The 13,372-nt window shown below is 62.8% G+C and carries 11 protein-coding genes; 7 read left to right on the top strand and 4 right to left on the bottom strand.

The window, feature by feature from the left end:
- Position 1 precedes the first annotated feature (1 nt).
- From B9N97_RS37105 to B9N97_RS31270, 4 genes are all read right to left on the bottom strand, one after another.
- Complete coding sequence (locus tag B9N97_RS37105) at positions 2–931, bottom strand: aldo/keto reductase (protein WP_432264220.1); 930 nt, start codon at positions 929–931, stop codon at positions 2–4.
- 231 nt (positions 932–1,162) lie between these two features.
- Positions 1,163–2,212: an alpha/beta hydrolase gene (locus tag B9N97_RS31260; RefSeq protein WP_208621328.1), complete on the bottom strand. Its 1,050-nt coding sequence runs from the start codon at positions 2,210–2,212 to the stop codon at positions 1,163–1,165.
- Positions 2,212–3,654 (bottom strand): MFS transporter, encoded by a 1,443-nt coding sequence (locus B9N97_RS31265; RefSeq protein WP_244561036.1) that lies wholly within the window; start codon positions 3,652–3,654, stop codon positions 2,212–2,214. Before B9N97_RS31265 ends, B9N97_RS31260 begins: the two co-directional genes overlap by 1 nt.
- 505 nt (positions 3,655–4,159) lie before the next feature.
- Positions 4,160–5,167, bottom strand: coding sequence for an aldo/keto reductase (locus tag B9N97_RS31270; protein WP_432264221.1), 1,008 nt, complete (start codon positions 5,165–5,167; stop codon positions 4,160–4,162).
- 473 nt (positions 5,168–5,640) lie between these two features.
- Between B9N97_RS31270 and B9N97_RS31275 the strand changes: the two genes are divergently transcribed.
- The 7 genes from B9N97_RS31275 (at position 5,641) to B9N97_RS31305 (ending at position 13,260) form a co-directional block, all read left to right on the top strand.
- The gene (locus B9N97_RS31275) at positions 5,641–6,612 is read left to right on the top strand and encodes an extracellular solute-binding protein (protein ID WP_167393439.1); all 972 of its coding nucleotides are present in this window, start codon (positions 5,641–5,643) and stop codon (positions 6,610–6,612) included.
- 76 nt (positions 6,613–6,688) lie between these two features.
- The gene (locus tag B9N97_RS31280) at positions 6,689–8,023 is read left to right on the top strand and encodes an MmgE/PrpD family protein (RefSeq protein ID WP_085091688.1); all 1,335 of its coding nucleotides are present in this window, start codon (positions 6,689–6,691) and stop codon (positions 8,021–8,023) included.
- Positions 8,024–8,281: 258 nt separating this feature from the next.
- Positions 8,282–9,433: an ABC transporter substrate-binding protein gene (locus B9N97_RS31285; RefSeq protein WP_167393440.1), complete on the top strand. Its 1,152-nt coding sequence runs from the start codon at positions 8,282–8,284 to the stop codon at positions 9,431–9,433.
- A 111-nt stretch (positions 9,434–9,544) separates the two neighbouring features.
- Positions 9,545–10,336 (top strand): ABC transporter ATP-binding protein, encoded by a 792-nt coding sequence (locus B9N97_RS31290; RefSeq protein ID WP_244561027.1) that lies wholly within the window; start codon positions 9,545–9,547, stop codon positions 10,334–10,336.
- 94 nt (positions 10,337–10,430) lie between these two features.
- Positions 10,431–11,183, top strand: coding sequence for an ABC transporter permease (locus B9N97_RS31295; RefSeq protein ID WP_167393441.1), 753 nt, complete (start codon positions 10,431–10,433; stop codon positions 11,181–11,183).
- 50 nt (positions 11,184–11,233) lie between these two features.
- The gene (locus B9N97_RS31300) at positions 11,234–12,226 is read left to right on the top strand and encodes an ABC transporter substrate-binding protein (RefSeq protein ID WP_167393442.1); all 993 of its coding nucleotides are present in this window, start codon (positions 11,234–11,236) and stop codon (positions 12,224–12,226) included.
- Positions 12,227–12,279: 53 nt separating this feature from the next.
- Positions 12,280–13,260 (top strand): extracellular solute-binding protein, encoded by a 981-nt coding sequence (locus B9N97_RS31305; RefSeq protein ID WP_167393443.1) that lies wholly within the window; start codon positions 12,280–12,282, stop codon positions 13,258–13,260.
- Positions 13,261–13,372: the final 112 nt, after the last annotated feature.

Genomic DNA, 13,372 nt, shown 5'->3' on the forward strand with positions numbered 1-13,372 from the left:
CTCAGCGCCCGGTCATCTTGAGCGCGGCTTCGGGAAGCCGCTCGCCCTGGATGGTGATCTTGGACGTTTCGGTGTCGAGTTCGGAGAGGTCGGCGGCCGTCAGCGCGAGGTCGACCGCACCGAGGTTTTCCTCGAGCCGATGCTGTTTGGTGGTGCCGGGGATCGGCACGGTCCAGGGACTCCGGGCAAGCAGCCAAGCGAGCGTCACCTGCGCCGGAGTCGCCCCCTGCGGGCCGCGACGGCCCTGATCACCTCGACGAGGGCGAAATTCGCCTTGCGAGCCTCGGGCGAAAAACGCGGCACGTTGTTGCGGAAGTCGGTCGGATCGAAATGCGTGTTCTCGTCGATCGTTCCGGTCAGGAAGCCGGCGCCGAGCGGGCTGAAGGGCATGAAACCGATCCCGAGCTCCTCGAGGGCGGGAAGAAGCTCCGCTTCCGGACCGCGCCAGAACAGCAGACCATTTGCTCAGCACAGCCGTCACGCGCTGGACGGCGTGTGCGCAGCGGATCGTCCGCACGTTCGCTTCGGACAGGCCGAAATGCTTGACCTTGCCGGCGGCGATCAGGTCCTTGACGGTTCCTGCGACCTCCTCGATCGGCACGGCTGGATCGACGCGATGCTGGTAGAGCAGGTCGATGCGATCGGTGCGCAACCGCTTCAGCGACGTCTCGACCACCACCTGGATATGCTCCGGCCGGCTGTTCAGGATCTGCTGCTTGCCGTCGTCGCCGAAGGTGAAGCCGAACTTCGTGGCGATGATCACCCGATCGCGGAAGGGTTCGAGCGCCTCCCCGACCAGTTCCTCATTCGTGAAGGGGCCATAGACTTCGGCCGTGTCGAAAAAGGTGACGCGGCGCTCGACGGCCGCACGGATCAACGCGATTCCGTCCTTCCTGTCCGGAGCGGCGCCATAAACCGGAGCAAAGCCCATACAGCCGAAACCTCGAGGCCGCTGTTTCCGAGTGTGCGGGTTTGCATGATCGTGCTCCTTGTGATTTAGCGAGGATGGGAGGGAGGCCCGCGCCAAGATGTGGCGGACGCCTTTCAGCACCTGCCCTGCTGTCCGATCGCGGACACTAGCGCGCTGGTTCATTACGGATTGGACCGCACAATGTTCTTACACCCATAAGATCTGTTAATGAATTGAGCGTGCTGCCTGGGGTTATGGCGATTGCCCCCAGCCGTTCCCTGAATCGAGAAACCGCTCCCAGAATCCGACGGCGTCGTCGATCCAGCCGTCGGCGCTGGTGCCGAAGCCGGTGCCGAAGCCATGACCGAGACCTCCATACTCGCGGTATTCGACCTCCACGCCCGTCCCGCGCAAGGCGCCAACCCGCCTTTGCATGGCAGAAGGCGGCGCGATGTGGTCCTGCCCGCCAACGACCACGAAGGTGGGCGGCTCCTTGGCGGAATGGCCGGAATACGCCGTGTAGGCCATCACGACGGCCGCAGGCCTTGGAAGGTCGTCGCCTCCGTGGCTCCGGGCTCCGTGCGAACCGATGGCGGCGGCCATCCTTGCCCCGGCGGAACTGCCCCAGAGGGAGTAGCCTCCGGTGCCAACGCCAAGCCTGTCCGCATTGCGGAAAATCCACGAGAGAGCGGCGGCAAGATCCCGGGTCGCAACGGCGGCGCCATGACCGGCCCGGTAGCGCAGCACGAACACGTTATAGCCCCTGGCGTTGATGGCAGCGGCATACGGGAAGCCTTCATGGACGGAGCCGATATAGGCGAACCCGCCGCCCGGACATACAATCGCGAATGGCGCTCGCGGCTTTCCGCGGAAAAAGAACAAGCCGGTGTTCCCCTTCGCCGGCTCCTCGTTCTTCTCCACTCCCGTGTAAAAATCATAAAAGATCGTCTCGCCGTTGTTGGCGTCGTCAATCATGCGGTTGAGCGCATTCATCACAACCGCCGGCTCGACATGGCTGTGATAGGGAAGAAGCGAACCAATCTCCCACAACCGAAGGGACTTGTCATAGACACGGTCATCCCACGGCAAAATCCGGGGAGCAAAGCCGGCGAAGGCGGGATGGTTCAGAAGATCACCGATCCTGTCATCCACGGCCAGATGGCTCCGATGTCGCATCGTCGGTTCCTGCGTCATACCGGCTTTGTCGCCGGCGGGCGGCGAGGCGGCGCTCTCTTCGTCGATGACACAGGATGCCAAGGCCAGACACAGGGCCGAGGCGGTGTTCGACAATCCCCGCTTCATCACCGTTCCTCCTGAACGCGCTCACGTGCCAAAGGCCGTTCCATGGATCCTTCAGGAGATTGCCGAGGGACGCCTGTCGGCACGACCTCCGCCGGTTTGGCACGTGGAACTGCGACCAGGACCACCAGGAGCGCGAGGACCACCAGGAGTACGGCACAGCCCATGGCGTTCCCGACCCGGTGGGCGAGCAACTCCCTGCCTGTGAACGCACCGGCGCCGATCGCGGCGGCGGCGACCTGCAGGCCCAGGCCGAGCGAGCCGCCGATCTGGTGGGCGGTGTTGACGAGTCCCGATGCCGCACCCGCGTCGGCGGCCGGAACGTCGGCGACTCCCGACAGCGTGAGCGGTCCGAGCGCGCCACCCTGCCCGATCCCGATCAGCAGCATCGGCAAGCCGAGATCGACCCAATAGTCCCCTCCCGCGGATGCGCCGGAGAGCCAGGCGATGCCGATCAACCCAAACAGCATGCTCCCGACCAGGACATTGCGGCTGCCGATTTGGGCGATCAGCCGCGGCGCTCCCAAGGCGACCAGAAAATTCGTGATCGTCGCTGGCAGGAAGGCAAGCCCGGCCATGGCCGGACTGTAACCGAGGACACCCTGCATGAGCTGGGTCGAAAAGAAGAAGAAGCCGACATTCGCGCCGATGAAGAGCATGCGGGCCGCGTAGGCGGCGGAGCGCTCCCGGCTGGCGAACAGCCGCAACGGCATAATTGGCTGCTTCACGACCCGTTCGGTGAGGACGAAGATCGCCAGCAGGGCCCCACTGGCCGCGAGCGCCTGGAGCGTTCGGGTAGAGGACCAGCCGTCGGCGGCCGAGTTGACGATCCCGAGAACGAGGGCGCTCATGCCCAGTGTGGACGTCACCGCGCCGATCAGGTCGAAGGCTCCTGATTGCGGCCGCGTCTCCCGAACGGCGCGTAAGGCCACGAGAACCAAACCGACACCGATCGGTCCGTTGATGAAGAAGCCGACACGCCAGGAGAGCCAGTCGGCGAGCACGCCGCCGAGCACAAGGCCGACGCTGGCCGACACACCGGCCGCCGAGGCGTAATAAGAGATCGCTCGCGTCCGCTCCGGGCCGGCTGGGAAATTCGTCTGCAACAGGGCGAGCGTCGAGGGCGCCAGAATGGCCGAACCGAACCCCTGAACGGCGCGCGCGGCGATCAGCCAGAGCGGCGTCTGGGCGGCGCCGATTAAAAGCGACGCGATCACGAAAATGGTAAGCCCCGTCACGAACATGCGGCGGCGGCCGAAAATGTCGCCCGCGCGGGCCCCGATCAGAAGACAGCCACCAAAGGCCAACGTGTAGGCGTTGGAAACCCAGGACAGTCCTGCGTCGGTGAAGCCGAGTTCCGCCTGGATCTTCGGTAACCCCGTGATGACGATCGAGACGTCGAGCACGATCATCACGTAGCTCAGCAGGATGATCGCCAAGATCACCGTTCGGTTGACGGGCACGGCTGGCGGCTGCACCCTGACCCCGTTCCGCGATGGGGGGGAGCCGGTGGTCCTGTTCGTCATGATCGATCCCTTGTCCGCGGCAGACGTCCGTTTCCATCCCGCCCTGCCAGTCCGCTCTGTCGGCTGTGTTGCAAAGCAGTGTAGCGCTCGTGCCAGCCTGCCATTAGCTGCTATTGTCGGCATGGCTTCATAAGGGCGGCTAATCAATGGCGCACCCGTCAATCATCTCAAAGAGATCAAGGGACCGGTTCCTCTTGCCACGCGAACAAGACGATCACCCTGATTTTCTTACCAGTTTTTGATTGGATGACTCGTTCTGATAAAACTTAAAAGTCGTGCTAATGAATATTCGGGGCAAATGTCCCGTGACGCTGGTGCCGGGGTCAGCCCCAGCACCGGCTATCACACCCGCCCGCTTCGATCAAACCCGCCGTAGCTGGGAAATTCCATTCCCCTGCTGAAACCGCGGGGGCATGGATCAAAGCTATTTGCGTTCCAGATACTGCTTCATGTGCTCGGGGTAGCGCTCACCCTGCACATCGATTCCGGCAACTCCCGCTTCGATGGTCTTGAGGTCCTCCGCCGAAAGCACCACGTCGGCCGCTCCAATGTTCTCCTCCAGACGGCTCAGCTTACGCGTCCCGGGGATCGGCACGATCCAAGGCTTCTGGGCCATCAGCCATGCCAGGGCGACTTGCGCGACCGTCGCGCCCTTAGTCTCGGCGATGGTCGTCAAAAGATCGACCAGCGCGAGATTCGCCTTTCGAGCCTCGGGCTGGAATCGAGGCAGAGTGCCGCGATTGTCGGAGCTGTCGAATGCCGTGTTCACGTCGATGCTGCCGGTCAGAAAGCCTTTCCCCAATGGGCTATAGGGCACGAAGCCGATTCCCAGTTCCTCAAGGACGGGCAATATATCCTCTTCCGGATAGCGCCACCACAGCGAGTATTCGCTTTGCAGGGCCGTGACCGACTGAACGGCGTGCGCGCGGCGGATCGTGTCGGCCCCCGCTTCCGACAAGCCGAAATGCTTGACCTTCCCTTCACGGATCAGGTCGCCCACGGCTCCAGCCACGTCTTCGATCGGCACATCGGGATCGGTCCGGTGCTGGTAGAACAGGTCGATCGCCTCGACGCGGAGTCGCTTCAGGCACCCTTCGGCGACGGCCTTGATATGCTCGGGCCGGCTGTCCAATCCATCCCACCCCCGCGAGCCGTCGGGCTTGAGCTTGAATCCGAACTTCGTCGCGATCGCCACCGCGCCACGAAAAGGCTCCAGGGCCTCGCCCACAAGCTCTTCGTTCGCGAATGGGCCATAGACCTCCGCCGTGTCGAAGAACGTCACGCCGCGTTCGACCGCTTGGCGCAAGAGCGAAATCATCTCCGATTTTTCAGGGGCCGCACCATAGGCAAAGCTCATTCCCATGCAACCGAGCCCGATGGCGGAAACTTCAAGTCCCCCGCTGCCGAGTTTCCGCTTGTCCATGAGTTTCATCTGAATCTCTCCTTCGGATTGAATTTTTGAGGGTGGCGCAGTTATCGGACATCCCGATCGGGCACTCATGGTCAGGACACCCATCCCTGTGGTCCTGGGCCATTCCGACAACTTCAAGCAAACCGTCATCTAGGTGAGGGAAACATCGACACGGGCGCCAGACATTTTGGTCATACCATTTCTACCCAAACCGACCGACCGTTGTCAATTCGACATGGATCGGTTTCCAAGACGATCGTCTGGATGGGCGCCCTCCCCGACCGCCCAAAGGGCGCTGACGGCATCGTCCGCCTCGAAGACAATCGCCAGCCCGACCATTGACATCGGATCGACCTCTGATTAAGGTCTGACCAAAAGGCGCGGACACAGCCTCCGCATCCGAGACGCCGTCGATCCACGTGATCGCGAACGTCTTGAACAAATTTTATCGGGAGGAACTAAGCGTGAACCACAGGTGCCTACGAATACTGCCGTTGATCGCCGCACTCAGCTCCTTCAGTGTGCCGGCTCTTTCGGAATCGATAGAGGAGAGCTGCAAGCAAGGAGCGTCCGAACCACCGCTGGTCTGGTACTCCTCCCAGGATCCGTCACGGAACACGGCCACGGTGGACGCCTTTTCGAAGGCTTATCCCGGGATCAAGATTGAAATGTTCCGGCTGACGACCGGCGCCCTGGCTGCGCGGTATGCCTCCGAAAGGACGGCGGGGGTCATCAACGCGGATCTGATCAGCGTCGGCGATCCGAACTTCATCAACACCGGCTTCGACAAGGGGTGGTTCGTCAAATTCGAAAAGCCGGACCTCCCCGCCTTGGCGAAGCTGGACGACAAATGGTTCCATCGCGGTGCTGCGGTAACCGGCAACAGCATCCTCGGCATCTCCTACAACGTCGATCTTGTCGGGAGTCATCCGCCGAAGACCTGGGAAGACCTGCTTCGCCCGGAATTCAAAGGGAAGATCACGCTCGGCGATCCGCGCAACGTTCCGTCCTACCTGGCGCTGTACCGCATTCTCAGGGACGAGTTGGGCCCGGATTACCTGAAGGCGCTGGCGGCGCAGCAGCCGGTTCTTTTCGAGAGTGGCGTGCCGGGCACGCAGAAGATGGCGGCCGGGGAATACGCCATCGCCTTCCCGAACTCCCTGTCCGTGGTCAATCCGCTGAAGGCGCAGGGTGCCCCGGTCGAATTCGTGGTGCCGCCCCTGACGACGGGGAATGAATACATTACCATGATCTCCGAGGGAGCCGACAGTCCCAAGGCCGCGAAGTGTTTCTACAATTTCCTTTTCACCGACACCGGTCAAAAGGCCTACACGGGCACGATCGCGGTGTCCCCGTTCCCGCATCTCGCCGGGGCGACCGCCATGCCGGCGCAATACAAAGATCCGAAGATCACCGAACTGCCCAAGCACGCCAAGGATATTCTTGAGCTTCTGAAGATTCAGTGATCTGCGGCGAAACCGTGCCTGTGCCCGCCGCCGCCGGCCATAGACCGTATCCGCCAAGACTGTGGGAGCTCCGAGGATGCACATGGACGATATCGGTTCGGTCCTCGCCAGATTTGCCACCGGGTTCAGCGGAACGCAGAATCTGGATTATCACGTGGCCACGTTTGTGAACTGGTATGGGTGCACCGTCGGGGGAACCCGATCGAGCACCGTAGATCGGGCCGTCCGATCCTGCCAAGACGACGGATCGGGCACCTTCCTTCCGCCGATTGGACGCACCGAAACACTGAGCGCCTCGGCCAGCGTCCTCATCGACTGCCTGAGTTCCGCCTGTCTGGCCTACGACGACATTCATTTCGAGACCACGCTGCACCCCGCCGGCCCGGTCGCCGCGGCGATTTTCGGCCTGTCGCGCAGTCGGCCGGTGTCGGGAGCCGACGCCATCAATGCTCTTTGTCTCGGCATGGAAATCGAATGCAGGGTTGCCTTGGCCATGTTCGGCCCCAAGGCCCAGGTACCGTTCGGCTGGTATCCGACGGGACTAGCCGGAGGCATCGGCGCTGCTGCGGCCGTCGGCCATCTGCTGGGGTTCGATGAAGCCCAGGTCTGCAATGCGTTCGGCTTGGCGGCGGCGCGCGCCAGCGGCACGCGCGGCACCCACGGCGCAATGGCGGCCTCCTACGTCCCGGCGCTCGCCGCGGAGTCGGGGTACGTCGCGGCGAAACTCACCCAGGCCGGATTCACCTGCGACATCGCCTCCCTGTCGGGCCGGAACGGCCTTATCGGCCTTGTCGCATCCACGCCCGACAGGGAGGCGGCGCTGGGCGGCCTCGGTCGGACCTTCGTCTGCGAGACGACCGCCTTCAAAGCCTATCCCACCGGCTTCATCTCGCACGCGGCCATGGAGTGCTGCCTGGATCTCCATGCTCAAGCCCTGCGGCAGGGCCGGCGCCTCGAACGGTTGGATGTGTTCGTCTCGCCCGTCGCACACCGGCTGGGAGGAAACAGCACGCCGGCCAACGGCTTCGAGGCCATGGTTTCCCTGAGCTATCTCTGCGCACGGGTGATCTGCGACCCCGACAGCGCGTTTGAACCGATCGCCGACGCGTTCGTGATTCCTGCTGATGTCGCACAGACGCAGGCCCTAATCACCGTAACGGGGCGGGATGACCTGACGGACCAGCAATGCCTGTGCGAGGCGACCTTCGGCGACGGAAGCGTGCTGTCGTTGTCCTGTTCTGTTCCGCTCGGCTCAGTTCAGAAGCCCCTGTCGGACGCCATGATCGACCGGAAGTTCCGCAAACTCGTCACGCCGGTCTACGGTGAGACGGCGGCCGACGATTGTCTGCTGGCGCTGCGGAATATCCGTTCCATGGAAAACATCGCGACACTGATCGATCCAAAACTGTAGCCACGAAAAGCCGGTGGAGCGATCGGCGGCGCGGCCGACGACGCCCCGGCCGCTCTCGCGCCGGCTCCCTGACAAGCGCTCTTCGGACATGCAGTTTGGGGGCGAAACAATGAGGCATACGCGCAATCTTTAAAATCGAGACGCAACCGATCCGGACCGACCTCCCCGTTTGGGCATTGCCGGAAACTATGAATTTGAAAATCCTCCTTTTTTATGGTACGACCATTATACAATAATATGCAGGGAGGGAAAACGCCGATGCCAGCGCGTTCATGGATGGCCGGGGCCATCGTGCTTTCCTTTGCGTTTCCCGGATACGCCACAGCCCAGGCCATCAAGATCGGTGTGATCGGCATGATGACCGGACCGGGTGCCGCCTGGGGCATCGCCGCGGCCGAAGCGGCACGCTTCGCCGCCGAGGAGGCCAATGCGGCGGGCGGGCTCGACGTCAACGGAGCCAAGCGCAAGGTCGAGGTGATCGTTTACGACGACCAGTACAAAGCGTCGGAGTCCCTGGCCGCCTACAACCGGTTGGTCAACGAGGACGGCGCCAAGTTCTTCATGACCATGAGTTCCGCAGCCATGCTGGCGATGACGCAGGATGTCGAGCGGGACAATGTTCTCGTCCTGACCGGATCCTACAGCCGAAAGGTCATCAACGCCGATATCAAACACATCATCCGGATGTACAGCACACCGACCGAGTATATGGAGGGCGCCATTCGCTGGATGAAGGGAAACCTGCCCGGCAAGCGCGTCGCCATTGTCAATCCGAACGACGAGACGGGCTGGGACATCACCGATGTCAGCGCCCGCGGGTTTGCCAAGGAAGGCTACGAGGTCATCACCCGCGAACTTTACGACCGCACGCAGAAGGACTTCCAGCCGCTGCTGACACGCGTCATCGCGATGCAGCCCGACTTTATCGAGCTCGGCTCTTCCAGCCCGGCTTTGGCCGGCCTGATCGTGCGGCAGGCGCGCGAACTCGGCTACAAGAACGCCTTCAGCGCCTTGGGTGGCCCCGGCCCCCGCGAGATCGTCGCCGCCGCCGGCGCGGCGGCCGCGGAAGGCATGGTCAACATCCTCTATGCCGACCCCGCCAACAAGGCCTACCAGGAGCTCTCGGAGCGCTTCCAGAAGAAGATCGGCCAGCCTCCGAACGAATTCATCGTTCCCTGCTACGACTCCGTCAAGGTCCTGCTGAAGGCCATTTCCCTGTCCGGCGATCCGGACAACGCCGAGAAGGTGGCTGGCGCCTTCGCGAAGGCGCTGCCAATGAAGTCCCTGCAAGGCCAGGACTTGAGTTTCGGCGGCAAGAGCACGATGGGGACCGACGCCCAGATCATGACCGTCAACTACATCGGTCAGATCAGGAACGGGCAACCGGTCGCCGTCGGCGTCACTAAGTGAATCAAAGACGCCATCGCCGGTTTCTGAACCATCCGACCGAGCGGAAGCCGCCGCTGTCCAAACGTTCCAAGCCAAAAGCGCTTTTTGAGATGGGAGGGGGAAAGAATGGGAATGACCGCTTTGACTATGCCACCGCTGCCGGCCCATGACGATCGGGAAACCGTCATCGACTTCCAGGGCGTCGTGGCACGGTTCGGCGGCCTGCACGCCATGGGACCGACGTCGCTGACGGTGAAGCGCGGGGAGTTCCTGGCGATCGTCGGGCCGAGCGGTTGCGGCAAATCCACTCTTCTCAACATGGTCGCCGGCACGCTGAAACCGTCCGAGGGAACCGTGCGCTACAAGGGCGAGCTGGTCGACCGCATCAATCACAATGTGGGCTACATCACCCAGAAGAACTTCTGCCTGCCCTGGCGCACCGTCGAGGCGAATGTCCGCCTCCCGCTGGAATTCCGCAAACACCCGAAGGCCGAAACGGCCGCGCGCGTCGCGGCCGCGCTGGAGAAGGTCGGCCTCAAGGGCTTCGAGCAGGCTTATCCGAAGCAGCTTTCCGGCGGCATGCTCCAGCGAGTGATGATCGCGCGCACGCTCGCCTACAGTCCCGACCTCTATTTGATGGACGAGCCGTTCGGCAGCCTCGACGCGCAACTGCGCACGCGCATGCACGGCGAACTCCTGAAGCTCTGGCAGGAAACCGGCGCGACCTTCGTGTTCGTCACCCATGACCTGCACGAGGCGATCACCCTGGCCGACCGCGTCGTCGTCATGTCGAAGCGGCCGGGCCGGCCGAAGCTGGTAGTCGACATCGACTTGGCCCGGCCGCGCGACGTGATCGACGTCCAATCCGATCCGGCCTTCAGCGCCTATTTCAAGCGGCTTTGGACCGCCCTGGACGTTCATTGAGGAGACCGGAATGTCGATGTTCGCAAAACAGGGCGGCAAAAGCCGAACCGGCCGGCTTCCGTCGCTGGTCCCCGAGAGCGTCGCCGCCATCCAGATGGGCATCGCGCTGTTCGCCCTCCTCGCCTGGGAAACGGTGGCCCGTCTTTTCCGGACCGATTTCTGGACGAGCAGTCCGAGCAACGTCATGGTCGAACTCTGGCGCTGGGCGGCCTCGGGACTGCTCACTTCCGATCTGCAGCTGACTCTGACGGAAGCCGGGCTGGGCTTCCTGATCGGTAGCGCCGTCGGCGGTCTCATCGGCTTCATTCTGGGCTGGAACCGCCTTCTCGGCAATCTCTTCGAGCCCTTCATCTTGTCGTTCTACACGTTGCCGAAGATCGCGCTCGCCCCCCTCTTCGTGCTCTGGTTCGGGATCGGCATCACCAACAAGGTGATGTTTTCGGGCATGCTCGTCTTCTTCATGGTCTTCTTCACGACGTATCAGGGGACGCGCCAAGTTGATCGCGACCTGGTGGAGAACGCCCGCCTGCTCGGCGCCCAACCGTGGGACATCTGGACCAAGATCGCCCTTCCCTATTCGGCTGTCTGGGTCTTCACGGGCATCCGCATCGGCCTTCCCTATGCCTTGATCGGAGCCATCGTCGGCGAGTTCGTCGCGGCGGAGGCCGGCGTCGGCTTCCGCATCAAGGAAGCGACCTCCTTCTTCAACACCGCCGCCGTCTTCGCCGGCCTGATCATCCTGATGGTGATCAGCATCATCCTGCTGGGCATCCTGAAATTCGTGGAGAGCCGTGCACTCGGCTGGCAGAGCGCGAAGGGCTCGATCCAACCGGAAACACAGACCTGAGCGCGCAGGCTCCGGTTGAAAGCCGGATGCCAAGGCAATGGGAGGAAAGAATGAACGGTCTGAACAGACTTAAGGGCGGCCTTTTCGGCACGATCATCCTCGCAACGGCCGGCACGGCCCATGGCCAGGCAATGAAGGAAGTCTCGATCGCCCTCGGCTCGGTGGGCTTCGGCACGGCTCCTGTGCGCATCGCCAAGGAAATGGGCCTTTACGAAAAGCACGGCCTCAACGCCAAGATCATCACCATGGAGAGTTCCAACGCCTCCATGACGGCGCTCCTCTCGCGATCGGTGGAGATCGCGCTGTCCGGGTCCGGCGAGATTATCGCCGCCCAGGGGCGGGGCCAGAAGGTGGTGGTGATCGCCAATACCTACAGCGGCCTCAGCGGGTCGCTGGTCCTTTCTAAGGCGGCGGCGGACAAGCTCGGCGTTTCGCCGAACGCGCCAGTGGCCGAGCGCCTGAAGGCGCTGAACGGGCTGGTGATCGCCTCGACGACCGCCACCTCGGTCTACACGGTCGCCATTAAGGGGGCCACGACTGCCGTGGGCGCGGCTCCGCGCTTGACCTTCATGTCTCCACCGACCATGGCCGGCGCGCTCGAAAGCGGAGCGATCCAGGGCTACATCGCCGGAGCCCCGTCTTGGGCTCCCCCGGTCGTCAAAGGCTCCGGCGTTGTCTGGATCAGCGGCCCCAAGGGCGAGCTGGCGGCCGAGAACTCGCCGGTCAGCTCGGCCAGCTTACAGGCGCTGCGCGAGGTGGCCGAGGCGAACCCTGAGCTGATGAAGCGTCTGTCCACGGTGAACGACGACCTCGCCAAGGCCATCGACGAACGCCCGGCCGCGGTGAAGGCCGCCATCGCAAGGGCTTATCCGGACCTTGACGCGACGACGCTCGATCTCCTGTTCGCCTCGGAATCGGCCTCCTGGAAGACCAGGCCGCTGACGGTTGACGACATGAAGCATGAGATCGCCTTCATGAAGTCGAGCGGCATGGCGCTGCCGATGATCGACAGCGCCGATCCCGCCTCGATGCTCTTCCAATGACAAGGATGAGGCGCAACAGCATGTCTACATGGTTGAAAAGCAAGGGCTTGTGGATGGCGTCTCTGGCCGCCGTTCTCGGAACCTTCACGGCCCCGGCTCTCGCGGAACCGATTGAGGAGGTCTGCAGGCAGGCGGCCTCCGAACCGCGGCTGGTCTGGTATTCCGCCCAGGATCCGTCACGCAACACCGCGGCGGTGGAGGCATTCTCCAAAGCCTATCCCGCCATCAAGATCGACGCGTTCCGGCTTGCCAGCGGCGCCCTCGCCGCAAGATACGCCTCTGAGAGGGACGCCGGGGTCGTCAACGCCGACCTGATCACGTTGGCCGATCCGAATTTCATCAACACCGGCTTCAACAAGGGATGGTTCGTCACGTTCGCCAAGGCAGAGCTGCCGGCCGTGTCCAAGCTGGATGATCGCTGGTTCGATCGCGGTGCCGCGCTGACAAACATCAACGTCCTCGGCATCTCCTACAACTTGGACCTCGTCGGACCCAAGCCGCCGAAGAGCTGGGAGGATCTCATCCGTCCGGAGTTCAAGGGCAAGATCACGCTGGGCGACCCGCGCAACGTGCCGACCTACATGGCAATCTACCGCATTCTGCGCGACGAGTTGGGGCCGGATTACCTAAAGGCGCTGGCGGCGCAGCAGCCGGTGATCTTCGAAAGCATCGTTCCAGGCACGCAGAAGTTGGCGGCCGGTGAATATGCGGTCGCTGTTCCAAACGTCTCCTCGGTTCTCGCTCCGCTCAAGACTCAGGGCGCGCCGATCGATTTCGTCATGCCGCCGCTGACGACTGGGGTGGAATTCATGACCATGCTCTCCCAGGGAGCCGACAGCCCGAAGGCCGCCAAGTGCCTCTACAATTTTCTCTTCACCGAAGCGGGGCAGCAGGCCTTCAGCGGCGCGACCAGCGTTTCTCCCTTCCCGAACATTCCCGGGACGGCACCGCTGCCGGCGAATTACCGCGATCCGAAGATCACCGAGCTTCCCCAACACACCAAGGAAATCCTTGATCTTCTGAAGATCAGGTAAGAGTTGCTATCGCTCCGCTCGGGAGATGAATGGTCACTGACACGGCATCTCCCTTTTCCTCTTTGCGATCGTCGCTGCGGATCGCAGGGCTCTCCAGCGCACCAGGAGATTT

It is taken from the genome of Azospirillum oryzae (genome assembly GCF_900177515.1).
Taxonomy (GTDB): domain Bacteria; phylum Pseudomonadota; class Alphaproteobacteria; order Azospirillales; family Azospirillaceae; genus Azospirillum; species Azospirillum oryzae_A.